The following is a 24,579-nucleotide window of genomic DNA, read 5'->3' as shown; positions in this document are numbered from 1 at the left end:
GCGTACCTCCCACGCTTGTCGTCCTCGACATGATCGAGAGGGCACGTTCTGCTCATGCCCCGACGCGGGTGGATTCACGCAAATGGGCCGGTTTCACCACTCTTCACGGTGGCGAAACCGGCCCATCCGGACACATCGGTCGTTTACTTCGACCTCGTACGTCAGTCGCCCACGCCGCGAACGTCAGTCACGCGCGGGCTCCACGGTGTCCACGGACGTGGCGTTGCGCTCGAACCGGCCGTCCAGCTTGGCGACCAGACCCGTCACCTGGCGGGCGATGTCCGGGGCCGTCAGGCCGATCTCCGCCATGACCTCCTTGCGCGACGCGTGGTCGAGGAAGCGCGGCGGGATGCCGAAGTCGCGCAGCGGCACGTCCACGCCCGCGTCCCGCAGGGCCTGGGCGATGGCCGAGCCGACGCCGCCCGCGCGGGAGTTGTCCTCGACGGTGACGACGACGCGGTGCTGCTCGGCGAGCGGCGCCATCGCCTCGTCGACCGGCTTGACCCAGCGGGGGTCGACGACGGTGGTGGAGATGCCCTGCTTGTCGAGCAGGTCGGCGATCTCCAGGCACATCGGCGCCAGCGCGCCCACGGAGACGAGCAGCACGTCGGGCCGGTCGGTGCCCGCCTTGCGCAGCACGTCCATGCCGCCGACCTTGCCGACCGCCTGCACGGCGGGGCCGACGGCGCCCTTGGAGTAGCGCACGACGGTCGGCGCGTCGTCGACCTCGACGGCCTCGCGGAGCTGGAGGCGGACCTGGTCGGCGTCGCGGGGCGCGGCGATGCGCAGGGTCGGCACGCACTGGAGGATCGACATGTCCCACATGCCGTTGTGCGAGGCACCGTCCGTGCCGGTCACGCCGGCGCGGTCCAGGACGAAGGTGACACCGCACTTGTGCAGGGCCACGTCCATCAGGAGCTGGTCGAAGGCGCGGTTGAGGAAGGTCGCGTACACGGCGAAGACGGGGTGGACGCCGCCGGAGGCGAGGCCCGCGGCGCTGACGGCGGCGTGCTGCTCGGCGATGCCGACGTCGTAGACCCGGTCGGGGAAGGCCTTGGCGAACTTCTGCAGGCCGACGGGCTGGAGCATGGCCGCGGTGATGGCGACGATGTCGTCCCGCTCGTGGCCGAGCTTGACCATCTCCTCGCCGAAGACGGACGTCCAGTCCATGCCGCCCGCGGCGATCGGAAGGCCGGTGTCGGGGTGGATCGGGCCGATGCCGTGGAAGTGGTCGGCCTCGTCCTCCTCGGCGGGTTTGTAGCCGCGGCCCTTCTCGGTGATGCAGTGCACGATGACCGGGCCGCCGAAGCGCTTGGCGCGCTGCAGGGCGGACTCCAGGGCCTCGATGTCGTGGCCGTCGATGGGGCCGACGTACTTCAGGCCGAGGTCCTCGAACATGCCCTGCGGGGCGATGAAGTCCTTCAGGCCCTTCTTGGCGCCGTGCAGGGTCTCGTACAGCGGCTTGCCGACGACCGGCGTGCGCTCCAGGAGGTCCTTGCCGCGGGCCAGGAAGCGTTCGTAGCCGTCGGTGGTGCGCAGGGTGGCCAGGTGGTTGGCGAGGCCGCCGATGGTGGGGGCGTAGGAACGCTCGTTGTCGTTGACGACGATGACGAGCGGGCGGTCCTTGGCGGCCGCGATGTTGTTCAGCGCTTCCCAGGCCATGCCGCCGGTGAGGGCGCCGTCACCGATGACGGCGACGACGTGGTCGTCCTTGCCGCGCACCTCGTTGGCCTTGGCGAGGCCGTCGGCCCAGCCGAGGACGGTGGAGGCGTGGCTGTTCTCGATCACGTCGTGGTCGGACTCGGCGCGCGAGGGGTAGCCGGACAGGCCGCCCTTGGCGCGCAGCTTGGCGAAGTCCTGGCGGCCGGTGAGCAGCTTGTGGACGTAGGCCTGGTGGCCGGTGTCCCACAGGACCTTGTCCTTCGGCGACTCGAAGACGCGGTGCAGGGCGATGGTCAGCTCGACGACACCGAGGTTGGGGCCGAGGTGACCGCCGGTCTTGGAGACAGCGTCGACGAGGAAGCCGCGGATCTCGTTCGCCAGCTGGTTGAGCTGTTCCGGGCCGAGCAGGTCCAGATCGCGCGGTCCCGTGATGCGGGTCAGCAGCGGCACCCGTGCCTCCTTGCAGTAGAGCGTGTAGCGCTGTTCGAGCATTGCCGGGCCTGTCGAGTCTAATGTTCCGCCGCTGACGGCGTAGTCCGGGCCGGGGGTCCCGCGTCACGCGATCGGCTGTAAATCGACTGGTACGACCGGGGGCGGCCCGGAAATCCGCCCCTTCAGACGGGAACACATGTCCCTATTCGGTGACATGCCCGTGCCCGGTACCGGAATGACCGGTACCGGGCACGGACACGCGTGATCAAGCGTGGACCTGCGCGGTCAGGCGCGACCCGCGGACTTCTGGGTCTTGCGCGAGACCGAGTCGATCACGACGGCGGCGAGCAGCACCGCGCCGGTGATCATGTACTGGATCTCGTTGGGCATGCCCTCCAGGTTCAGGCCCTGCTGGATCGACTGGATCACCAGCATGCCGAGCATGGCGGACCAGATCTTGCCGCGGCCGCCGAAGAGGCTGGTGCCGCCGATGACGGCCGCCGCGATCACCATCATCAGGGTGTTGCCGGCGCCGAGGCTCTTGGTCGCGCCGCCGGAGAGGCTCGCGATGAAGAGCCCGCCGAAGGCGGCGAGCATGCCGGAGATGGCGAACACGGTGATCCGCACCCGGTCGACGTTGATGCCCGCGCGGCGCGCCGCCTCCGCGTTGCCGCCGACCGCGAAGACCTGGCGGCCGAAGGTGGTGCGGCGGGCCACGAAGTCAGCGATGACGAGCACGGCGAGGAAGAGCACCAGGGCCAGCGGCAGCCCGCGGGCGCCCTCCGGCTCGTTCAGGAAGTACGCGGCGACGAAGGCGAGGACCGCGAGCAGGCCGGTGCGCAGCAGGATCTCGCTGAGCGGCCGCGAGGGCAGCTCCGCGTTCTTGCGGCGGCGGGCGTCCAGGTACTGGGAGGCCCCGTAGGCGAGCACGGCGATCAGCGCGAGGCCGTACGCGGCGGCCTTGTCGGCGAAGAAGTGCGTGGTCAGGTCCTCGACGACGGAACCGGTGGGCGTGTTGATGCTGCCCTCCTTGCCCATCAGCCAGATCTGCAGACCGCTCCAGCCGAGGAAGCCCGCCAGGGTGACCACGAAGGCCGGTACGCCGATCTTGGCGAAGAAGAAGCCGTGCAGCGCGCCGATCACCAGGCCGGAGCCGATGGCCACGACCACCGACAGCCAGTCGCCCCACCCGTGGGTGACGCTCAGGACCGCCCAGACGGCGGCACCCACACCGGCGACGGAGCCGACGGACAGGTCGATCTCGCCGAGCAGCAGCACGAAGACGATGCCGACCGACATGATGCCGACGCCGGAGGTGAACACCGCGATGTTGGCGAGGCTGCTCGCGGACAGGAACTTGTCGTTCTGGAGCTGGAAGACCAGGGCGATGACGATGAGGCCGACGACGACGGGCAGCGAGCCCAGCTCACCGCCGCGGACCTTGCGGACGAACTCCGTCCAGTAGCCGGCGAAGCCCTGCTCGCGCACGAGCAGGCGCGGGTCGACGGCCGCAGCGGGGGTCGCGGACGGCTCGGCGTCCACGATGCCGCCGGTGGCCGCCTTGGCCTTCTCGGTGTCGGGGGTCTTGGCGAGGTCGCTCACTTCGCGCCCTCCTTCGTTGCCGTGGCCGTGCGCGCCCTGCGGCGGGTGACGGCGTTGTCCGTGGCGCCGGTGATGGCGGCGATGACTTCCTCGGGCGAGGTGTCGGCGACCCGGAAGACGCCGTTGTTGCGGCCGAGGCGGAGCACCGCGACCCGGTCGGCGACGGCCTGCACGTCGGCCATGTTGTGGCTGATGAGGATCACGCCGTGGCCACGCTCGCGCAGCCGCTCCACCAGGTCCAGGACCTGGGCGGTCTGCTCGACGCCGAGGGCGGCGGTGGGCTCGTCGAGGATGACGACCTTGGGGTCGCCGACCAGCGCGCGGGCGATGGCGACGACCTGCCGCTGGCCGCCGGAGAGGGCGGCGACGGGGATGCGGACGCTGGGGATGCGGATGGACAGCGTGTCCAGGAGGACCCGGGCGCGCTTCTCCATCTTGATCTCGTCCAGGACGCTGGCGCTCTTCAGCTCGCTGCCGAGGAAGAGGTTGGCGACGACGTCGAGGTTGTCGCAGAGAGCGAGGTCCTGGTAGACGGTGGCCACGCCGAGGTGCTGGGCGTCGTGGGGCCGGCCGATGCGGACCTCCCTGCCCTCCCACTCGATGGCGCCCTCGTCGATGGGGTGGACCCCGGAAATGGTCTTGACGAGCGTGGACTTGCCGGCGCCGTTGTCGCCGACGAGGGCGACCACCTCACCGGCGTGGATCTCGAGGTCTACGTCCGTGAGCGCCTGGACGGCGCCGAACCGCTTGGAGACCCCGCGCAACGCCAGCACGGGCGTAGCGGACACGTGAATCATCTCCTTCGCCGCCTTCAGGGGCGGGGATGGTGGTGCGCGCGGGCGGCACGGACCCCGTGCGGGGGAACACGGGTGCGTGCGGCACGCAGGACAAGGTGCCCGGTGCCCGCCCTCCGACTGCGGGGCGGAATGAAGCGGGCGGGCACCGGACCGCTGGGGAAGGTGTCTCGCGGCTCGCGGGCCGCGTCAACACCTGGAACCTGACCGGGAGTTACTTGATCCCGGCCTCGTCGCAGGCCTTCTTGAACTGCTTGGTGCAGATGTCGCTGGCCTTGTACACCTTGTCCTTGACGATGGTGCCCGCCACCTCGTCCTTGGTGATCGCCTGGGCGTCGTACAGCTTGGCGGGGATGCCCTTGTAGTCGCCGCTGAGCGAGTTGACCTTGCGGTCGGTCAGGTCGTCGATCTTCTTGTCCTTGAGCAGCCGCACCGCGATCTCGGCGGTGGTCTCGGCCTCCGGCTTGATCTGCTTGTAGATCGTGAAGGCCTGGTCGCCGCTCAGCAGGCGCTGGACGCCGGCGAGCTCCGCGTCCTGGCCGCCGACGGGGACGTCGATGCCGCGCTGCTTGAGGGCGGTGATGATGCCGCCCGCCATGCCGTCGTTGGCGGAGTAGACGCCGTCGATGCCGTCCTTGCCGAGCTTGTCGATGGCGGCGGCCATCTTCTTGTTCGCCTCGTCCGGGGACCAGTCCGGGATGTCCTGCTCGTAGGCGACCTTCTTGACGTTCTTGTCGAGCACCGAGTGGGCGCCCTTCTTGAAGAAGGGGGCGTTCGGGTCGGTCGGGGAGCCGTTGATCATGACGACATTGGCGTCCTTGGCGTCGGAGCCCAGCGCCTTGACGAGCGCGCCGCCCTGGAGGCGGCCGATCTTCTCGTTGTCGTAGCTGACGTAGGCGGCCAGCGGACCCTCGGCGAGCCGGTCGTACGCGACGACCTGCACGCCTTCCTTCTTGGCGCGCTCGATCCAGCCCTTGGTGGACTTGTAGTCCACCGAGTCCAGGATGATCACCTTGACGCCCTGCGTGATCAGCGCGTCGAACTGCTTCTTCTGGGTCTCGATGTCCTGCGCGGCGTTGTTGTACTTGACCTCGCAGTCGCTGCACAGCGACTTGATCTTCGCCTCCATGATGGGGCGGTCGAAGGTCTCGTAGCGGGTGGTCTTGTTCTCCGGAAGGAGCAGGCCGATGGTCTTGCCGTCGCCGCCGCTGCCCTTGTCGTCGCCGTCACCGGCCTCGCCGCACGCGGCCAAGGCCAGCGCCATGGAAACGGTGACGGTGCCTATGCCGACGCGGCGCGTCAATGCGTTCATTTGGGGGTGCCTCCCTGACGTGGCCGCGTCGCTGCGGCCGAGGTGGCTCGAAGTCAACTCGGCCGCCCGACACGCGTCAAGGAGTAAATCCTTAACGAGATGACAACGGTGCCATGCGTTATCTAAGTGAAGGCGGGTGTGGCCGTGGGGAGGCTCTCGTCCAAAAGGGTTGAATCCCCCATCTCGCTGAGCGCGAGGGCGAGCGCCCCCAGGACCTCGGCGCGCGAGCCAAGTGCCCCTGGAAGAACGGAGAGTTGACGGGCCGCGCTGGGGATGGCGTAGCGCCCCACGGACTCCCTGATCGGCGCGAGCACCAGCTCCCCGGCCTCGGCGAGGGCACCGCCGAGGACGACCCTGCTGGGGTTGAGGAGGTTGCACAGGTTCGCGACACCGCTGCCGATGTGCCGGCCGACGTCGGAGATCACCCGGCGGCAGCCCGGGTCCCCGTCGCGGGCGAGGGCGACCACGCGCTCCATGGTCAGATCGGTGCCGTGGCTGGACTGGAGCAACGGCAGGACGTACCGGGCGGCGGCGAAGGTCTCCAGGCAGCCGCGGTTGCCGCAGCGGCAGACGGGGCCGGACTCGTCCAGGGTGATGTGCCCGATTTCTCCCGCTGTGCCGCCCGGCCCCCGGTAGATCCGGCCGCTGATCACCAGACCGGCGCCGACGCCGCTCGCGACCTTGATGTACGCGAGGTCCTTGACCCCGCGGCCGCTGCCCCAGACCAGTTCGCCGAGCGCGCCCAGGTTGGCGTCGTTGTCGACGTGCACGGGCACCCCGAGCCGCTCGTTCAGCTCCTCGGCGGGCTTGGTGCCCGCCCAGCCCGGCAGGATCGCGGTGGAGCCGAGCGTGCCGGACTCCACGTCGATGGGCCCGGGCACGCCGAGGCCGACGCCCGCGACCTTGGCGCGGTCCACGCCGGTCGCCTCGATCAGCTTGCCGACGAGCCGCTCGGCCCGGTCGAAGCCCTGCGCGGCGGAGGCGTCCACGTCCAGCGGCTCGGCCTCCTCGGCGAGCACCTTGTGGGCGAGGTTGCCGAGGGCGACGCGCAGGTGGGTGTGGCCGAAGTCGATGCCGATGACCATGCCCGCGTCACCGCTGAGGGAGACGCTGCGGGCCCGGCGGCCGCCCGCCGAGGTGGGGGTGACCTCGACGGTGCCGCCGTCCTTCAGCTCCCGGACGATGTTCGACACCGTCGCGGCGGACAGGCCCGTCGTCCTGGCGATCTCCGCCTGCGTGAGCGATCCGGCGAGCCGTACCGCGCGTACGACCCGCTCGAGATTTGCTCGGTGCAGTGACGACTGCGACCCCGGAGTCTCCATCGACTCATCCACTCCCGCCTATGGCGGGCGGCGCCGGCGCCGCCCGTACAAGTTGTGAACTCCAAGCTCTGCTGAAGGGGTTACCGCAGTCAAGTCCTTGACGGAAATCCAGTAGGTCACACCACACACACGAAACGCCCCGCGTGCGGGGCGTTCCCTGTGCTTGATCGCGTTCGACTACTTGATCGTGGCCGCCGTGAGGCCGGACTGCACCTGCCGCTGGAAGGACAGATAGACCACCAGGACCGGGATCATGGAGATCGTCATGCCCGCGTACAGGGCGGGCAGGTCGGTCTCGTAGTTCCCCTGGTTCATCAGGCTGACCAGGCCCTGGGCGAGCATCGAGCGATCCGGGTCGGAGCCGCTCTGCTTCTGCATCAGGGTCAGCGGCAGGATGTACTGGTTCCACTGTCCGAGGACGTTGAAGATCCCGACGCTGATCAGTCCGGGCTTCGCCATCGGCACCATGATCTGGAAGAACACCCGGGTGTGCGAGGCGCCGTCGATCACGGCGGCCTCGTGCACGGCCGTGGGCAGGGTGCGGAAGAACGAGTGCAGATAGAACACGGTGAACGGCAGCGAGTAGGCGACGTACACCAGGATCAGCCCTTGGTACGTGTTGAGCATGCCGAGCCGGTCGACCATGAAGTACAGCGGTACGAGCGCCAGGAACACCGGGAACATCGACCCGGCGACGAAGAAGTAGTACACGAACCGGTTGCCGACGAAGTCGTAGCGGGCGAGCACGTAGGCCGCCATCGCGCCGAGCAGCATGGTGAGCGGGACGGAGATGACCATCACGATCACGGTGTTCAGGAGATAGTCGCCGACGCCCTTCTCCCAGCCGCGCTGGAAGGCGTCGAAGGTCCACTCGGTGGGCCAGGTCCAGGCGCTGGACTTGATCTGGGAGTCGGTCTTGAAGTTGCCGAGCAGGATCCAGAACAGCGGCAGGACGATCATGACCGCCCACAGCACCAGGAAGCCGTGCGAGAAGGCGTTGAGGGTCCTGCCCTCCATGCCGTCCTTGCCGGGGCCGCGGCCGCCGCCGCGCTGGCCCGGCACCTTGACCTTGGTGACCGGTGACTGAGTCGCAGGAGCCGTCATCGCTCGCGCCTCCTTAGAACTCGATGCGGTCACGACGGCTGAGCCGCAGCGTGACGATGGACACGATCAGGGTGAGCAGCAGCATCACCACACCCATGGCGCAGGCGTATCCGCTCTTGCTGTACGTCTGGAAGTTGCGCATGAGGTACGTCGAGATGACCTCACTGCTGTGGTCGGGGCCACCGCCGAAGTCCTGTGACGTGAGGGTGGAGATGAGCAGGAACGCGTCCATGGACAGAATGGCGAGGAACACCCAGGCCGTCTGGATGGTCTCCCAGAGCAGCGGCAGGGTGACCCGGAAGAAGGTCTGGAACCGTCCGGCGCCGTCGAGGAGCGCCGCCTCGTAGATGTCCTTGGGGATGGACTGCATGGCGGCCGAGAACAGCACCATGTAGAAGCCCGCCCCGGCCCAGACCATCACGAAGACGATGCACCAGAGCACCAGGTCGGGGTCGTTGAGCCACTCCGTGGGGTTGTTCTTGTCGCCGAGGCCGACCGCCTGCAGCGTGCCGTTGATGAGGCCCGAGTCGTCGCCGCGGTAGACCGCCTTGAACAGGATGGCGAGGATCGCGATGGACAGGACCTGCGGGAAGAAGAAGATGACGCGGTAGAAGGCGGAACCCTTGACACCGGACACACCGCCGGCTCCGCCGCGCCCGCCGACATTCACCATGAAGGCGAAGAACAGCGAGAGCAGAATCGTCAGGGTCGGCACCAGGACAAGGAGCAGGGCATTGTGCTGCAGCGCCTTGATGAAGACGTCGTCGTTCGCGAGGTCCTTGTAGTTGTCGAGGCCGACGAAATTGAAGTTCTGGGAGGCGCCGCTCCAGTCGGTGAAGGAGTAACTGATGGTCTGGAGATAGGGCCAGATCACCAGCAATACATAGAGCCCGACGGGAAGAATGAGGAACCCCGCGATGAACGGGTACTTTTTCCGATGCATAACACCCTGCTCCTGGCCTTGCCGTGACCGTGCCGAGGCGACGCCGCACCCCCGGCCGGGCCTTGGGCGGCGCCGGGCCCGGCCGTGCCGCCCGGCCCCGGCCGGCGGCTGACGACGACTACTTCCGCTTCGTGTCCGGGTTCTTCTCTGCTTCCTTGTCGACCGCCGCCTGGCAGCGCTCGAGCCACTTCTTGGGCGTGATGCGCTTGGCCATCAGCTCGCCGGTGGCGTTCTGGATGGCGACGTCCAGCTCGCCGTACCACTCCGAGTAGCGGAAGTTGAAGCGCTCGTCGACCGGACAGGCGTCGACGGCGGCGAGCGCGGTCTTGATGCCCGGGCGCAGCTGCACGCTCTTGTCGACGTACTCGGGGCCGATCACGGACAGCGAACTGGCCTCCTTGGCGAAGGCGGTGGCGCCCTCCTTGGAGAGCATCCGGCGCAGGAACTCAAGGCCGCCGGGGACGTTCTTCGCCTTGGACGGCACGATGAAGGGCTCGTCCGCGCCGGTGCGCAGGGCGTGCAGCTTCATCTTGGAGTCGGGCAGCAGGGGCAGCGGCAGGAACGTCATCTCGAAGTCGTCGGGCGTCTGCTTGGCCTGCTCGTTCTCCAGCCAGGAGCCCGAGGGGATGAAGACGGCCTTGTACTCGTTCCACTTGGTCTGGGCCTCGGTGTGCTCCAGGGAGTTGGTGCCCGGCATCAGCAGGCCCTTCTCCACGATCTCGTACACCGCCTCGATGGCGCGCTCGGCGGCCGGGTTGCCGACGAAGGCCTTCTTGTCGAGGTTGTCGATCGCCTTCACGGCGTCCATGCCGCCGGTCTTGGCGATCAGGTCCATGATCACGATGTTCATGTAGTACGGGTACTTGCCCTGGTGGGCGAGGCCGCCGATGCCCTTGGACTTGGCGTCCTTCATGATGTCGAGCATCTGGTCCCAGGTCTTGGGCACCTTCCAACCGTGCTTCTTGAACAGCTTGTTGGAGTACCAGAGGCCCCAGGTGGCGTACACGTAGAACAGCGCGTGGAACTTGCCGCCGAAGGTGCCCTGCTCGATGGTGCCGGGCAGCATGATGTCGCGGATCTTCTTGCTCGGGTCGTCGATGGACGGCGCGTCGAGCAGCTGCGTGAGGTCGGTCAGGTGACCTTCCTTGTGCAGGGTGTCCAGCTTCATCTTCTTGGAGCCGGAGTCGTCGACGACGTCCGGCGGGTTGCCCTTGTTGAAGCGGGGCTGGAGCTTGCCGGTGACGTCCTGCTCGCCGCTGTGCGCGACCGAGCCGCCGTACTTCTTCTCGTACGAGGCCTCCCACGCCTTGGCGTAGGCGTCGCCGTAGCCGCCCTTGAAGATGAAGACGTCGAGGTCGTTGTCCTTGGCGACGCCGAAGGGGTTGCTCTTGGTCTTCTTGACGGTCTTGGCCTTGTCGTTGTCACCGCCGCCGCCGGACGCGCAGGCCGACAGGAAGCCCATCGTCGGGACGGAGATGATGCCGAGCGCGGCCGCACGCTTGATCAGATCGCGTCGGCCGACGCCGTCGCTGCCGGGCCTGCCGGAGGTCCCAGGGGTGGATCCCATGCTCAAGTCCTCGCCTTCTTCCAGGACTCAGGCGGTGAACCGGATCCTCCCCGGCACCGCGGAGTTGTGAAGCTGGGGTTGTGCGATGGTGCGGGATGTGTCCGACGCCGGTGGAAACGGCCGCCGCGACAGGTCGGTCCGGGACGGCCCAGGGAACTCGGACGCCGACAGGTATAGTCCACTTACAGTCGGCCAAGCAAGATCGAATGCAGGTTTGGACTGCAGGCTTTTCCGAGTTGAGACCTCGCGGAGACCGGCCGCATCTCCGGTTCGGATACACCTGTCCCGCCGCCCGTCGGAAGCATTCGGGTACGGCACAGGGGGCCGGTGGAGCGTCCGGCGCGGCGGCCTCACGCGCGCCATAAAAGTCCGTACCAATGAGGAATCCCACCGGCTATTTCCCCGCCCTCCTCGACCCCGGAACGGCGCCCCGTCATTTGTGGGCACTTCGGCGAACTTCGCTCACACAAGGGCCGATTCGGGCACCATGAGTGGTCTGCCGCTGGCCATCAGTCACGGTGGCTGATTCATCGCGGCGCATGGGGGGGCTCATGCTGCTGACCGACAACCCGATCCCGAACGCGGACGGGGACCACTTCGGATTCCGGACCCACGCCGCCGTGCTCTGCGCGGCGATCACCGCCACCGAGGACCTGCCGCTGACCGTCGGGGTCTTCGGCCCCTGGGGCATGGGCAAGTCGAGCTTCATGAAGGTCTGCCAGGACCTGCTGGACCAGCGCGACATCCCGACCGTGTGGTTCAACCCATGGAAGTACGACCAGAAGGACGAGATCTGGCACGCCCTGATCCAGAGCGTGCTCACCGAGATCGCCCAGGACCTGGAGGAGCGGCGGCTGAAGGGCGACCTGGCCCTGCGCGAGCGGATGGCGGGCGCCCTGGAGACCATCCGGCGGCTCAGCCAGGCCGCCGCCTGGCTCCTCGCCCGCCGCGCCGCGGGACCGCTCACCGCGGGCGCCCTCACCGCCGACGACGTGAACGCCGCGCAGACCGCGCTCACCGAACCGGGCACGGAGACCTATCTGCACGTCAACCGCTTCGAGCAGGACTTCAAGGACGTGGTCCACACCTACACCGACGGCGGGCGTCTGGTGCTGTTCATCGACGACCTGGACCGGTGCAGCCCGGACGCGGCGATCACCGTCCTGGACTCCCTCAAGCTGTTCCTCGGTGAGGGGTCCTGCGTGTTCGTGCTCGCCATGGACTACCAGGTCGTCGCGGAGGCCGCCGCCCGGCGGTTCCACAGCGAGGACCCGGACGAGGCCCGGGGCCGGCAGTATCTGGAAAAGCTCATCCACTTCCCGTACCACCTGCCGGGGGTCTCCTTCGAGGCCATCGTCCGGCACCTCCAGGACAAGATCGCCGACACGCAGCTCGCGGGCTCGCGGGAGCTGTGGGAGCTGGTCGAGGTCGCCTTCGAGGCCAACCCGCGCCGCGTCCGCCGCTTCGTCAACGGCCTGAACCTGACGGCGATGACCCTGCGCCTCAACCCGTCGGACCCGCCCTCGCGCAGACTGCTCCTGCACGCGGGCACCCTCCTCGCCCTGCACATGAAGCACCCCGGCTTCTTCGCGGCACTCAAGTCCGACCCCGGCGTCTGGCGGCGCTTCGACGACAACGAGTTCTTCAAGACGGACCTGAGCGGCCAGGACGCGGTGCTCTCCAACATGAACCCGGGGGTGCGGCGGCTCCTCGCGAGGGTGTCGTTCCGGCGCGAGGGCTACGAGTTCCCCGACCCGCCGACCCCCACCGAGATCAGGCTCCTGACCCAGGTCCTGACGGTGACCGGCGGCCTGTCGAACAGCGCGGCGGACCCGTCGACGGCCTCCGCCGCCGGGGGAACCGGAGAGGGTCCTTTCCATGGCGCGTGACGGGGAACACGACGTCCGGTACGCGGTCGGCCTGGACCTCGGCGACGGCGAGAGCTCCCTGTGCTGGCTGGACACGACCACGCGGGACCCGGCGAAGGTGCACGTCCGCGGCACCGAGGGCACCGCCGTCGTCACCGCCCTGGGGCGCGTGCCCCTGGCTCCCGCCGACGCCTCCGACACCGACGCCGACCTCGGCCACCAGGTCGTCATCGGCGAGGACGCCGTGCTCGCCAGGAACTGCGTGCACTTCAGCGTGAACTTCAAGAACCGGCACCGGCACACCGACCTGCAAGCGGTGCAGTTCGCCCAGGTGTTCCTCGCGGAGTTCTTCGCCAAGCACCCCGAGGTGCACGCGGACTGCGTGGTGTACGTCGGCCACCCCGCGGGCTGGGACCGCCCCTCCGTCAAGGCCTACCTGCGCCAGCTCCGGGCCATGGACGTGCCGGTGCGCCTGGTGGCCGAGTCCCAGTCGGCCCTGGTGCACGTCCGCGACCGCCGGGCCGAGCGCGAGGGCCCCGGCGGGCTCGACCGGGTCCTCGTCGTCGACGTGGGCTCCTCCACGACCGACTTCACCGTCGTGGAGGACCTGCGCCCGCGGAACCTGCCCGTGGGCGCCGAACTGGGCTGCCGCGAGATCGACGCCGCCGTCGCCCGGATCGTGCGCGCCGACTTCGAGGGCGCGGACTCCAAGGACGCGGCGAAGTTCACCGAGGCGCTGGGCCGGGACGGCGGTTCCCACATGCTGATGCTGGTCTGCCGCCGCGCCAAGGAGGCCCAGTTCACCGGCAAGGACTTCCGGGTCCAGCAGCTGTCGTCCGGCTGCGCCCCCGAGTTCGTCTCCCTGGTCACCCTGAGCGTGGAGCGGCTGCGGTCGGTCGACATACCCGAGCGCGTCGTCCGGGCCCCCGGCGGCTGGGCCGACCGCTTCGCCGGCATGCTGACGGAGGTGCGCGGACTGCTCGGCGGAGTCGCCCCCGAGCTGGTCGTCCTCACTGGCGGCGGCTCCCGCATGCCCGTCGTCCGCGAGCTGTGCGCCGCCGCGTTCCCACAGGCCGCCGTGGAGAACGCCGCCGAGCCCTCCCTCTCGGTGACCCGGGGGCTCGCCAGCATCGGGCGGCACAGCGTCAACGTGACCCGGTTCCGCCGCGACATCCAGGCACTCAAGGACCGCCCGGAGTTCGAGGAGGCGATCCGTGCCGGGCTGCTCGCCGCGTTCGACCAGGCCAAGAACTCCCTCCTGACCCGCCTCCTCGCCCGGGCGGACCGCCTGAACGCGGACGGCGAGGGCGACCTCGACGCGCTGATCCGCGAACTCACCTGCCTGGACGACGTCCTGGCCGAGCTGCGCGTCACGCTGGAGGCCGCGCTGATCCCGCTGGTGCTCGACATCTGCCGCTCGTACGGCATCCGCGACGACCAGTTCACGCTCGACATCGCGCTCCCCGAGATCATCGGGACGGCCATCAGCCGCCGCATCCGCGCCCTGTGGCGGGTGCTGCGCAACTCCCAAGGGGCGCTGCACGTCGCCACGAGGGCGCCGCAGCTCGGTCTGATGCGGCTGCGGAGCGCGCTGCGCGCCGGGGCGACACCGGCACAGATGGCCGCCCTGGTCGCCGGGATGGCCGTCATCGTCGCACTGCCGAAGGGCGCCGAACTCGCCGCCCGGCAGCTCATCAAGACCACCCTGGGCAACGCCACGCTCGACCCCACCGAGGTGGAGCGCCTGGTCACCGATGTCGCCGAGCGGATCAGCGCGCAGATGGACGACCGCGCGCGGGAGGTGGAGCGCTTCCTGCGCTGACGTCCACAGAGCCCCCGACAACCCCCTTCAACCCCCTTGACACCACTGCCCACTTACCGCCCTACTGGACCCTGCGCAGCCACTGACAACGTTGTCCGGACAGTTGCTTGGAGGGGACTCAGGGGATGGGACACAGACCTCGGGGACACAGACCGCGCTGGGCCTCGGCCCCGCTCGCGGGCGCGGCGGGGCACCGGCGCCGATCCACCGCCGCCGTCGGCCTCACCGCGCTCGCGGTGCTCGCCGCCTCGCAGGGCGCGGCCGTGGCCGGTCCGGAGCGGGCGCCGCGGGCGGACAGGGAGTTCAGCTCCTCGTTCGAGAAGGACGACGCGCAGCCCGACTGGCTGAACACGGTCGAGACGGGCGCCGACGGCAAGAAGAAGGCCGGCGGGGTCAACGGCGGCTTCAGCTCCGGGATTCCGGGGAGCGTGAACGACCACGTCGTGGACGTGCGGGCGAGCGGTGAGAACGCGGGCGCCGGGGAGACCAAGGAGAAGCTGGTCGACGGCGAGCAGTCGACGAAGTGGCTGACCTTCAAGCCCACGGGCTGGGTGGAGTTCGATCTTGACGAGCCCGCGAAGGTGGTGACGTACGCGCTCACCTCCGCCAACGACCACCAGGAGCGCGACCCGAAGGACTGGACGCTCCAGGGCTCGACGGACGGCAAGGACTGGAAGGACCTCGACACCCGCAAGGGCGAGAAGTTCGCCAGCCCCTTCACGACGAAGAAGTACGACTTCGAGAACACCGTCGCGTACTCCCACTACCGCCTGGACATCACCGCCAACAACGGCGCGAGCGACGCCCTGCAACTCGCCGACGTGCAGCTCTCCGTCGGCGGCAGCGACAACCCGGCCCCGCCCGACGACATGCTGAGCCTCATCGACCGCGGCCCCGCGGGTTCCCCGACCGCCAAGGCGCGGGCCGGGTTCACCGGCAGGCAGGCGCTGCGGTACGCGGGCACGCACACGGCCGAGCAGCGCGGCTTCTCGTACAACAAGGTCTTCGACGTGAACGTCGACGTGCGGCGCGACACGGAGCTGTCGTACCGCGTCTTCCCGTCCATGGCGGACGGCGACCTGGACTACGACGCCACGAATGTCGCGGTCGACCTGGCCTTCACGGACGGCACCTATCTGAGCGACCTGAAGGCCACCGACCAGCACGGCTTCCCGCTGACCCCGCGCGGGCAGGGCGATGCCAAGGTGCTTTACGTCAACCAGTGGAACGACGTCGTCGGGCGGATCGGCGAGGTCGCCGCAGGCAAGACGGTGGACCGGATCCTCGTCGGCTACGACTCCCCCAAGGGTCCCGCGAAGTTCCGGGGCTGGCTGGACGACGTGTCGCTGAAGGAGACCCCGCCCGCGAAGCCCAAGGCGCGCCCCTCCGACTACGCCTCGACCACGCGCGGCACGAACTCCAGCGGCGGCTTCTCGCGCGGCAACACCTTCCCGGCGACGGCCGTCCCGCACGGCTTCAACTTCTGGACGCCGGTGACCAACGCGGGCTCCATAAGCTGGCTGTACGACTACGCCCGCGGCAACAACGACGACAACCTGCCGACCGTGCAGGCGTTCAGCGCGAGCCATGAGCCGAGCCCGTGGATGGGCGACCGGCAGACCTTCCAGGTGATGCCGTCGGTGGCGAAGGGCACCCCGGAGGCGGACCGCGCCAAGCGGGCACTGCCGTTCCGGCACGAGAAGGAGACGGCGAAGCCGCACTACTACGGCGTGACGTTCGAGAACGGCCTGAAGGCCGAGATGACGCCGACGGACCACGCGGCCATGTTCAAGTTCACCTATCCCGGTGATGACGCGAGCATCGTCTTCGACAACATCGAGAAGACGGGCGACACCAAGCACAACGTCGGCCTGACCCTCGACAAGGAGAAGGGCATCGTCACGGGCTACTCCGATGTGAAGTCGGGCCTGTCGACAGGCGCCACGCGCATGTTCGTGTACGGCACCTTCGACAGTCCGGTCACGGACAGCGGCAAGCTGACGGGCGGCGGCACCACGGACGCCACCGGCTACTTCCGCTTCAAGCCCGGCAAGGACCGCAGTGTCTCGCTGCGCCTGGCGACCTCGCTGATCAGCGTCGACCAGGCGAAGGCCAACCTGAACGAGGAGATCCCGGCGGGCACGTCGTTCGGCCGCGTCAAGGAGCGGGCGCAGGACAAGTGGGACGACCTCCTCGGCCGCGTCGAGGTGGAGGGCGCGAGCGAAGGCCAGAAGACGTCCCTGTACTCCAGCCTGTACCGCCTCTACCTGTACCCCAACTCCGGTTTCGAGAAGGTCGGTTCGAAGCACAAGTACGCGTCCCCGTTCTCGCCGCAGACCGGCCCGGACACGCCCACCCACACCGGCGCGAAGATCGTCGAGGGCAAGCCGTACGTCAACAACGGCTTCTGGGACACGTATCGCACGACGTGGCCCGCCTACTCCCTCTTCACGCCGAAGAAGGCGGGCGAGCTGGTCGACGGCTTCGTGCAGCACTACAAGGACGGCGGCTGGACGTCGCGCTGGTCCTCGCCCGGCTACGCGGACCTGATGACCGGCACGTCCTCCGACGTGGCGTTCGCCGACGCGTACGTGAAGGGCGTGGGCGGCTTCGACGCGAAGGCGGCGTACGACGCGGCGGTGAAGAACGCGACGGTCGCGCCGGACAAGTCGGGCTACGGCCGCAAGGGCATGACCACGTCGCCGTTCCTCGGCTACACCCCGTCCGAGACCCATGAGGGCCTGTCGTGGGCCCTTGAGGGATACGTCAACGACTACGGCATCGCGAAGATGGGCCGGGCGCTCTACAAGAAGACGGGCGAGAAGCGCTACAAGGAGGAGTCCGCGTACTTCCTCAACCGCGCCCGCGACTACGTGAACCTCTTCGACTCCAAGGCCGGTTTCTTCCAGGGCAAGAACAAGAAGGGCGACTGGCGCGTCCCGTCCGACAAGTTCGACCCGCGCGTCTGGGGCCACGACTACACCGAGACCAACGCGTGGGGCTACGCCTTCACCGCCCCGCAGGACTCGCGCGGCCTCGCCAACCTGTACGGCGGCCGGGGCGGCCTGGCAAAGAAGCTCGACACGTACTTCGCCACCCCGGAGACGGCCTCGCCCGAGTTCGCCGGTTCCTACGGTGGCGTCATCCACGAGATGACGGAGGCCCGTGACGTGCGGATGGGCATGTACGGGCACTCCAACCAGGTCGCGCACCACGCCGCGTACATGTACGACGCGGCCGGGCAGCCCTCGAAGACGCAGGAGAAGGTCCGCGAGGTCATGTCCCGCCTGTACACGGGCAGCGAGATCGGGCAGGGCTACCACGGCGACGAGGACAACGGCGAGCAGTCGGCCTGGTATCTGTTCTCGGCGCTCGGCTTCTATCCGCTGGTCATGGGCAGCGGTGAATACGCCATCGGCTCGCCGCAGTTCACGAAGATGACCGTGCGCATGGACAACGGCAAGGACCTGGTGGTCAAGGCCCCCAAGAACAGCGCGAAGAACGTGTACGTGCAGGGCCTCAAGGTCAACGGGAAGAAGTGGAACTCGACCGCCCTGCCGCACACCGCCATCGCCCGCGGCGGGGTCCTGGAGTTCGACATGGGCCCGAAGCCGTCCGCGTGGGGCACCGGCAAGAACGCCCAGCCGGTCTCCGTCACGGACGACGACAAGGTGCCGTCCCCGCGCAAGGACGCCCTGAAGGTCGAAGGCGAACTCTTCGACAACTCCTCGACCACGTACGCCGATTCGGCCTCCGTCGTGCTGCCGGTCCAGGGCCGCACCAAGGCCGTCCAGTACACCCTCACCTCGGCCGACAAGGCCAAGGCCCCGCGCGGCTGGGTCCTTCAGGGCTCCCCGGACGGCGAGAAGTGGAAGACCGTCGACAAGCGGTCCGGCCAGTCCTTCGCCTGGGACCGGCAGACCCGCCCGTTCACGGTGAGCGCCCCCGGGTCGTACGTGAAGTACCGCCTCGTCTTCACCGGGGGCCGGGGCACCCTCTCGGAGGTGGAACTGCTCCGCTGACCCCGACCTGAGCGAATCCGCACCCCACAGACCCCGGCCCCGGCCCGTCGACCCCTCCGTCGACGAGCCGGGGCCGGCCTGCGCCGTCAAAGGTGAGCCGCCGGAGACACGTGTGTGAGATGGTGCGGGCAAAGGCCCTCAACTCCGAGGACACACAACGCGTGCGGTACTACGTCTACGTCTCCACCGCCAAGGTGGACATGTTGTACGAGCAGATCCCGCCGAAGCTCCTTCGGCGGCTCGCCGTCGAGGCCAAGGTCGACCTCAAGGTCGTGAGCGTGGCCGTGCAGTCGCCGCGCGCCGAGACCAGTGCGTACGACCGGCTCGACCTCGTGGAGGCCTATCTGGAACGGGAGTTCGACGTCAGCTGGATGTCGGAGCCCTCGGCCTGGTTCCGGGGGGACCTGGGGCTGCGGATCGCGGGGTACGGCGAGGCGGACAAGCCGACGCTGATGACGGGGCGCGACGGTGACACGGTCGTCGCGCTCATCGGGTCGGCGCACCATCTGATCGGCTATCAGGCTGCGCCCGACATGCACCGGGTCGGCTTCTCGGGGCTGCCGTCGATCTTCCGGCTGCTTCAGGACATCCCACCCGAATGGGAGCGCCAGTTCAACGTCCGCTCTCGGTTCGGGATGCCGAGCCGGGAGAGCGTGACGGACGATGTGCTGCGCGTCGCCGAGGCGTTGACGGTGCCGCCCATGTACTGCGAGTTCCTGGCGCGGCAGTTGATGCGCGGCACCGTGACGCGGGCGGACGGGCGGGAGCTGACGGTCGTCATCGGGACACCGCTGTACGTGGCGATGTCGGACCGGGTGCCCGTGGACGGGGAGGTCTGAGTGGAGCAGGCGTCGTCGCTCGCCGATCTGGTGCGGATGCGCATGGACGGCGATGTCGCGGGGCTGTGCCGGGCCACGCGGTCCGAGATCCACGACGTGTCCGTGGAGGCCACCGTCTTCCTGGGCCGGAGCACGGGTCCGCCTGAGGCCGTGGAGGCGCTGTTCGCCTGTCTGCGGCGGCGGGACGAGCCGTACCCCGGGCTGCGGTGGCAGGCCGCCATGGCCCTGGGGCGGCTGCGGGAGCGCCGCGCCGTTCCCGAGCTGCTGCGGCTGCTGTTCGAGGAGCGGAACGGCCGCGCGCAACTGGACCGGCCCGCGTGCGCCGCCCTGGCCGCCATCGGCGGACCGGAGGCCGTCGGCGGACTCCTCGACGTGCTCGACCAGGTGGCGGCCGACCGGCACAGGTACACGGCTGTCCTCGTGCTCGACGCGCTGGCCCGGCTGCGCCCGCCCGAGGCGGTGCCCCGGCTCCTCGCCTCGCTCTGGCACTACCTGCCCGATCACGCGCTCCACGTGGTGCGGACGCTCGGCGCGATCGGCGACCCGCGCGCGACCTCCGCCCTCCTCGTCCTCGCGCACTCCCCCGCCTCGGACACCCCTCTGCGCCGGGCCTCGGTCACGGCGCTCCACGCGCTGCCCGACGCCCCCTGGCCGTCCGCGCGCAGGTACCCGTCCGCCGAACAGCTCCTCCACACCCCGCAACGCGACCCGGACCCCGAAACGGCCCGCCTCGCGACCGTCCTGCTCTCCAGAACCCAGGACGGCCGCGACCACCTGTGGGACGTGCTCCGCACAGCGACACACGACCCGCACCACCCCGACTGCCCGCCCCACGCCGTGGCCGCAGTCTGCGCTCGCGTAGCGGAACGGCCCGGCCTCTTCGGCGTGCCGGACCCGGGCGAGTACCACGCCCTGCTCCGGCACCACCTGCGCGATTCGGCGGCGCCGACCGTGCGCAAGGCCGCCGCCCGGGCCCTCACCGCGTACGCGCGCACCGAGGCGGGCGAGGCCCTGCTGGAGGCGCTGGGAGACGCGCGCATCAGCGACGACGTGGCGGACGTCGTCGCCCGTCTCCCCAAGCCACCGCTCCGGGAACTCCTGGAACTGCTCACCGACAAGGACCGGACAGTGGCCCAACGCCGCGGCGCAGCACGGGCGTTGGGCGCCGCCGGGCACACGGCGGCCGCGCCGGCGCTCCTGGCCGCCCTGACGGACGACGCGGCCCCGACGGCGGTGCGCGCCGCCGCCGCGGACGCGCTCGGCGCCCTACGCCCCCCGGAGGCCGCCGCGCCCCTCACGGCCCTGGCCGAGGACGAGGAGGAACCCGGCACCCTGCGCGCCCGCGCCGTGCGGGCCCTCGGCCTGATCGGCGCGCCGCACACCCTGCCGGTCGTGCTGACCTGCGCGCGCTCGCCGCACGAGGCGGTGCGGGCGCGGGCGGTGGCGGCCCTGGGCGCGTTCCCCGTCGCGGAGGCCGTGCGGGCGCTGGGGGAGTTCGTCGCGTACGGCATGGCACCGCACGACACCGCCCCCGCCGGGCCGCACGACCCCGATGTCGCCCGCGCCGCGCTGCGAGCCCTGGGCCGGATCGGCGCCCCCGCCCTGCCCGTCCTCGTCGCCCTCGCCGACGGCGTGGACGACCTGGGCGAGAACCTGGCCGACCTGCTCGTCGCGGCGCTCGCCGCCCGCCCCGAAGCCGAGGCGACCGCCGTCCTGGCCAGGATCGCCGCGGCTCCGCCCCCGCCGGAGGCGGCACGGCACGTCGCGGTGAACGCGGGACGGCTCGCCCCGTCGCGCCCGGCGCAGGAGGCCGCGTCCCTCGCGCTGACCGTGCGCGGCACACCCGACTGCCTCGCGCCCCTGACGTCGCTCCTCGGCCCCGACGCCTGGTTCAGGGCCCAAGAGGCCGCCGTACGTGCCTTGTTGGAGATCGGCACCGACGAGGCGCACGAGCACGTGCTGGCGTACTGCCGCCGCAGGGAGCACTTCTACGACTGGCACGTCGCAGCGGTGAACGCCATAGCGGAGGCCCGGGGGATCCGCCTCGGGCCGTAGGCCGATCCCGCACCGGGGCCGAGGATCCGCGGGTCGCCTCACCGGCCGCGCCCCACGCCCCCCTGGTCCAGGCCCTCCTGCGGATCGGCGCCCGGCTCGGCGGCGCCGCGCCCGCCCATCAGCGCGAAGACGACAAGGCCAAGGACCAGGCAGATCGCCGCGAGCCCCCAGAGGACGAGATGGAACGCGGAGTCGTACGACCGTGACGCGGTGAGCGTCGTGAGCACCGAGCCGTACAGCGCCACCGCGACCGCCTCGCTGCCGAGCCGCAGCGTGTTGAGGAAGCCCGCCGCCATGCCCGCCTTCGCGGGGTCGACCAGGGCCAGGGCCTGGCCGTCGACCAGTCCCGCGGCGAGCGCCATGCCCGCGCCGGTGACGATCATCGGCAGGGCGACGACGGCGACGGACACGTCGGGCCCGAAGACCGTGAGGGCGGCGTCACCGACGACGAGGGCGGCGAGGCTGACGTAGATGAGGGTGAGCGCGGAGACGCCACGGGCCACCAACTTGGCGGCGAGCAGCGGGAAGACGAGCATCGGCGCGGTGAGCAGGACCATGATCAGGCCCGCCGCGCCGGTGCCGCGCCCGGTCACCTCCGTCAGATAGGTCGGCAGGTACGTGAGCATCGTGACGAAGCCGAACGATCCGGCGACCGGGACCAGGCACAGCGCGAGGAAGCGCCGGTTGCGCAACAGGCCCAGGTCGAGGAGGGGGTGTGCGCGCCGCTTCTCGACGGAGCCGAAGGCCGCGAGGGCCACGACCGCGCCCGCGAAGAGCCCGAGCACGCCCGCGCTCCCCCAACCCCACTGGGAACCCTGCACGATGGCCGTGGTGAGCAGCACCATGGCGACGACGAAGACCGCGCCGCCGGGCACGTCGACCTTCGCGCCGGTACGGGGCGTCGGCGGCACCGCCCGCGCGATCACCGGCACCGCGAGCAGGACGACGGCGAGCGCCACGGCGTGCAGCGCGAACACCCAGCGCCAGCTCACCGTCTGCAGCAGCACCCCGGAGAGCGAGGGCCCGACCGCGATGCCCACGCCCGCCACGGTGCCGAAGAGCGCGAACGCCTTGGCCCGCGCCGGACCCTCGTACACCGTCGACAGGATGGCGGCCCCGCACGAGAAGATCGCCGCGCCGCCGATGCCCGCGAGGGCGCGGGCCGCGTCGAGCAGGAGCACGCCGGAGGCCAGCGCGCTGGCGAGCGAGGCGACCGCGTAGACGGCGGCCCCGGCGGCGAAGGCCCTGACCCGGCCGACGACGTCGGCGACCGAGCCCCAGACGAGGGTGAAGCAGGCGAAGGCCACGTTGAAGGCGTTCACCACCCACTGGAGCGGGGCCGCTCCGGCATGGGTGTCGGCGCCGATGCCGGACAGGGCGACCGCCGTCCCGGAGATGGACATCGGGACGACGAAGACGGCGAGCAGGATCGCGGCGAGCGGCGCGACCGGCGGTTTCGGCGACTTCGGCGCGGCGGCCGCCGCGGGGTCCGGTGCGGTGGACGCGGGCAGCGTCGCCGCCGCGCTCTTCGACGATTCGGGCATGACGAAGGAACCCCCAGGGAGGAGACAGGCTGTGGAGCGGCACGATCAGGTTCGACTCGAATCGAACCTGACCTGACCCTGGCACGCACCCGAGGTACGATGCAAGTCGAACCTACGGGAGGAGCGCCGCCGTGCCGGACGAAGAAGGCCACCCGCTGCCCGCGGAGATGGACCTGCGCACGGTCCTGCACGCCCTCGCGGACCCCCTGCGCTTCGGCGTCATCGCCGCGTTCCTGCGCGAGCCCGACGGCACCGAACGCACCTGCGCGTCCTTCCAGTTGCCGGTGTCGAAGTCGACGACGTCGCACCACTTCAAGGTGATGCGCGAGGCGGGCCTGCTCCGCATGGTCGACCACGGCAACAGCCGCACGGCCGTCCTGCGCCGCGAGGACCTGGACGACCGCTTCCCCGGCCTGCTCGGCCTGGTGGGCGCCGAGCCCGCGCAGGACCGAGAGCCCGCACAGGACTGACCGCATCCGCTCGACAGCGCGCGTGGAGCCCGCTTAAGATCCACGCCAGCATCGCGTGCCGGTCACCGCCTGGGTGAGGCATGGAGGTGCGGGAGATGCCCACGGAGGCATTCCTTGGCAGTTCAGCTCAATCACACGATCGTCCACGCCCGTGACAACCGGGAGTCCGCCGAGTTCTTCGCGGAGTTGCTGGACCTCGACATCGCAGGCGAATGGGGCCCGTTCATCGCGGTGGCCCTGAGCAATGACGTCACGCTCGACTTCGCCACCATCCCCGCGGACAAGATCACTCCGCAGCACTACGCGTTCCTGGTCCCGGAGGCGGAATTCGACTCCGCGTACGCGAAGATCCAGGCGCGCGGCCTGCGGCACTGGGCCGATCCGCAGCAGCAGCGCCCCGGCGAGATCAACCACAACGACGGCGGCAAGGGCGTGTACTTCCTGGATCCCGCGGGCCACGCCCTGGAACTGATCACGGTCCCGTACGGGGGCCGACCGACGGACTGAGCGGCACGGTCCCGGCCGTCGAGGACTTCTCCCCGACCTGATCACTCGTGACGACGCGCGCGTTAGGCGCGTTGCTGGCAGGCGCGTGAGGAGTACGTCCGGGGCCGTCCGCGCGATGACCGCGTGACCGGCCCCCGGCAGCCGGGGCAGCGCACCGGACTTTCGTCACACGGAGGGCGGGCCCCCGCGTTCTCCTCACGCGGGGGCCCGCCCTCCGCCCCGCCGCGGGCCGTGCGGGCGGCGGTGACGAGGTCGGAGCCCGGGAAGCGCCCGCGCGGTGCGTGCGCGGACAGTTCGGCGTCCAGGACGGGGCAGCTCCCCGCGATGTCGTCGTCCGTGCAGCCCAGCGCATGGCGGAGGTACCCCCGGGCCGCCTCCAACTGCGCGATCTGCCGCTCGACTTGCGCGAGCTGGGCGTCGACGGCGTGCCGCCAGGCGTCGCGCGCGGCCGTCCCGGAGGTGACGACGGCGGCCTGGTCCAGCGGCATCCGCCCGACCACACAGCACAGATAGGCGAGGCCGATGCGGCGCAGGTCTATGTCGTCGTAGAGCCGCTTGCCGCCTTCACGGGCAGGCGGGTCGAGCACCCCCCGCTGCTCCCACCACCGCACCGCGGACGGCGCGAGGCCGTACAGAGCCGCCGCCTCACCGATGAGGACCACACTTCGTGGCGCCATGAACCCAGTTGACGCCAAGGCGACTTGAGAAGACAAG

General features: G+C 70.0%; 17 protein-coding genes. 7 read left to right on the top strand and 10 right to left on the bottom strand.

The features are described 5' to 3' along the window. Positions 1-183 precede the first annotated feature (183 nt). From dxs to ngcE, 8 genes are all read right to left on the bottom strand, one after another. A complete protein-coding gene (gene dxs, locus ACZ6BG_RS32075) occupies positions 184-2,112 on the bottom strand; it encodes a 1-deoxy-D-xylulose-5-phosphate synthase (protein ID WP_469008174.1) in 1,929 nt (642 codons plus the stop codon). Between the two features lie 267 nt (positions 2,113-2,379). Further along, the gene (locus tag ACZ6BG_RS32070; RefSeq protein WP_469007757.1) at positions 2,380-3,696 is read right to left on the bottom strand and encodes a sugar ABC transporter permease; all 1,317 of its coding nucleotides are present in this window, start codon (positions 3,694-3,696) and stop codon (positions 2,380-2,382) included. Further along, the gene (locus ACZ6BG_RS32065) at positions 3,693-4,493 is read right to left on the bottom strand and encodes an ATP-binding cassette domain-containing protein (protein ID WP_190115423.1); all 801 of its coding nucleotides are present in this window, start codon (positions 4,491-4,493) and stop codon (positions 3,693-3,695) included. The genes ACZ6BG_RS32070 and ACZ6BG_RS32065 overlap by 4 nt, the downstream gene beginning before the upstream one ends. A gap of 211 nt (positions 4,494-4,704) precedes the next feature. Beyond that, positions 4,705-5,802: a substrate-binding domain-containing protein gene (locus ACZ6BG_RS32060; protein ID WP_469007755.1), complete on the bottom strand. Its 1,098-nt coding sequence runs from the start codon at positions 5,800-5,802 to the stop codon at positions 4,705-4,707. 122 nt (positions 5,803-5,924) lie between these two features. Beyond that, entirely contained in the window at positions 5,925-7,124 is a 1,200-nt protein-coding gene (locus tag ACZ6BG_RS32055; RefSeq protein ID WP_469007754.1) for an ROK family transcriptional regulator, read from the bottom strand. A 177-nt stretch (positions 7,125-7,301) separates the two neighbouring features. Further along, positions 7,302-8,228, bottom strand: a complete 927-nt coding sequence (locus tag ACZ6BG_RS32050; RefSeq protein ID WP_469007753.1) for a carbohydrate ABC transporter permease — start codon at positions 8,226-8,228, stop codon at positions 7,302-7,304. Positions 8,229-8,241: 13 nt separating this feature from the next. Beyond that, positions 8,242-9,171, bottom strand: a complete 930-nt coding sequence (locus ACZ6BG_RS32045) for a carbohydrate ABC transporter permease (protein ID WP_468456020.1) — start codon at positions 9,169-9,171, stop codon at positions 8,242-8,244. A gap of 118 nt (positions 9,172-9,289) precedes the next feature. After that, complete coding sequence (gene ngcE / locus ACZ6BG_RS32040; RefSeq protein WP_469007752.1) at positions 9,290-10,738, bottom strand: N-acetylglucosamine/diacetylchitobiose ABC transporter substrate-binding protein; 1,449 nt, start codon at positions 10,736-10,738, stop codon at positions 9,290-9,292. Positions 10,739-11,289: 551 nt separating this feature from the next. Here ngcE and ACZ6BG_RS32035 point away from each other — a divergent pair. The 5 genes from ACZ6BG_RS32035 to ACZ6BG_RS32015 all read left to right on the top strand — a co-directional run bounded on the left by ACZ6BG_RS32035 (position 11,290) and on the right by ACZ6BG_RS32015 (position 21,344). Then, positions 11,290-12,627, top strand: coding sequence for a KAP family P-loop NTPase fold protein (locus tag ACZ6BG_RS32035; RefSeq protein ID WP_469007751.1), 1,338 nt, complete (start codon positions 11,290-11,292; stop codon positions 12,625-12,627). Next, positions 12,617-14,428 carry an Hsp70 family protein gene (locus ACZ6BG_RS32030; RefSeq protein ID WP_469007750.1) on the top strand — a complete coding sequence of 604 codons (1,812 nt, stop codon included), beginning with the start codon at positions 12,617-12,619 and terminating at the stop codon, positions 14,426-14,428. Before ACZ6BG_RS32035 ends, ACZ6BG_RS32030 begins: the two co-directional genes overlap by 11 nt. 125 nt (positions 14,429-14,553) lie before the next feature. Then, entirely contained in the window at positions 14,554-18,450 is a 3,897-nt protein-coding gene (locus ACZ6BG_RS32025; protein WP_469007749.1) for a GH92 family glycosyl hydrolase, read from the top strand. A gap of 119 nt (positions 18,451-18,569) precedes the next feature. Then, positions 18,570-19,289, top strand: coding sequence for a DUF7019 family protein (locus tag ACZ6BG_RS32020; protein WP_469007748.1), 720 nt, complete (start codon positions 18,570-18,572; stop codon positions 19,287-19,289). Then, positions 19,290-21,344, top strand: a complete 2,055-nt coding sequence (locus ACZ6BG_RS32015; protein WP_469007747.1) for a HEAT repeat domain-containing protein — start codon at positions 19,290-19,292, stop codon at positions 21,342-21,344. Positions 21,345-21,382: 38 nt separating this feature from the next. On the opposite strand, the gene ACZ6BG_RS32010 is transcribed toward ACZ6BG_RS32015, so the two are convergent. After that, positions 21,383-22,888, bottom strand: coding sequence for an MFS transporter (locus ACZ6BG_RS32010; protein ID WP_469007746.1), 1,506 nt, complete (start codon positions 22,886-22,888; stop codon positions 21,383-21,385). 131 nt (positions 22,889-23,019) lie between these two features. On the opposite strand from ACZ6BG_RS32010, the gene ACZ6BG_RS32005 reads away from it, so the two are divergent. Beyond that, complete coding sequence (locus ACZ6BG_RS32005) at positions 23,020-23,358, top strand: ArsR/SmtB family transcription factor (RefSeq protein ID WP_469007745.1); 339 nt, start codon at positions 23,020-23,022, stop codon at positions 23,356-23,358. Between the two features lie 114 nt (positions 23,359-23,472). Continuing rightward, positions 23,473-23,865, top strand: a complete 393-nt coding sequence (locus tag ACZ6BG_RS32000; protein WP_469007744.1) for a VOC family protein — start codon at positions 23,473-23,475, stop codon at positions 23,863-23,865. A gap of 62 nt (positions 23,866-23,927) precedes the next feature. Here ACZ6BG_RS32000 and ACZ6BG_RS31995 read toward each other — a convergent pair whose 3' ends face one another. Continuing rightward, positions 23,928-24,542 (bottom strand): MerR family transcriptional regulator, encoded by a 615-nt coding sequence (locus ACZ6BG_RS31995; RefSeq protein WP_469007743.1) that lies wholly within the window; start codon positions 24,540-24,542, stop codon positions 23,928-23,930. Positions 24,543-24,579 lie beyond the last annotated feature (37 nt).

Source organism: Streptomyces sp. NPDC041205 (assembly GCF_055591765.1).
Note: the sequence above shows the minus strand (reverse complement) of the source record. Positions and strands in the feature narration are given on the sequence as shown.

Coding starts and splice junctions, on each gene's coding strand:
- ACZ6BG_RS31995 (WP_469007743.1), bottom strand. CDS start 24,542: ATGGCGCCACGAAGTGTGGTCCTCATCGGTGAGGCGGCGGCTCTGTAC.
- ACZ6BG_RS32010 (WP_469007746.1), bottom strand. CDS start 22,888: ATGCCCGAATCGTCGAAGAGCGCGGCGGCGACGCTGCCCGCGTCCACC.
- ACZ6BG_RS32050 (WP_469007753.1), bottom strand. CDS start 8,228: ATGACGGCTCCTGCGACTCAGTCACCGGTCACCAAGGTCAAGGTGCCG.
- ACZ6BG_RS32060 (WP_469007755.1), bottom strand. CDS start 5,802: ATGAACGCATTGACGCGCCGCGTCGGCATAGGCACCGTCACCGTTTCC.
- ACZ6BG_RS32025 (WP_469007749.1), top strand. CDS start 14,554: ATGGGACACAGACCTCGGGGACACAGACCGCGCTGGGCCTCGGCCCCG.
- ACZ6BG_RS32020 (WP_469007748.1), top strand. CDS start 18,570: ATGGTGCGGGCAAAGGCCCTCAACTCCGAGGACACACAACGCGTGCGG.
- ACZ6BG_RS32045 (WP_468456020.1), bottom strand. CDS start 9,171: ATGCATCGGAAAAAGTACCCGTTCATCGCGGGGTTCCTCATTCTTCCC.
- ACZ6BG_RS32055 (WP_469007754.1), bottom strand. CDS start 7,124: ATGGAGACTCCGGGGTCGCAGTCGTCACTGCACCGAGCAAATCTCGAG.
- ngcE (WP_469007752.1), bottom strand. CDS start 10,738: ATGGGATCCACCCCTGGGACCTCCGGCAGGCCCGGCAGCGACGGCGTC.
- ACZ6BG_RS32030 (WP_469007750.1), top strand. CDS start 12,617: ATGGCGCGTGACGGGGAACACGACGTCCGGTACGCGGTCGGCCTGGAC.
- ACZ6BG_RS32065 (WP_190115423.1), bottom strand. CDS start 4,493: ATGATTCACGTGTCCGCTACGCCCGTGCTGGCGTTGCGCGGGGTCTCC.
- ACZ6BG_RS32035 (WP_469007751.1), top strand. CDS start 11,290: ATGCTGCTGACCGACAACCCGATCCCGAACGCGGACGGGGACCACTTC.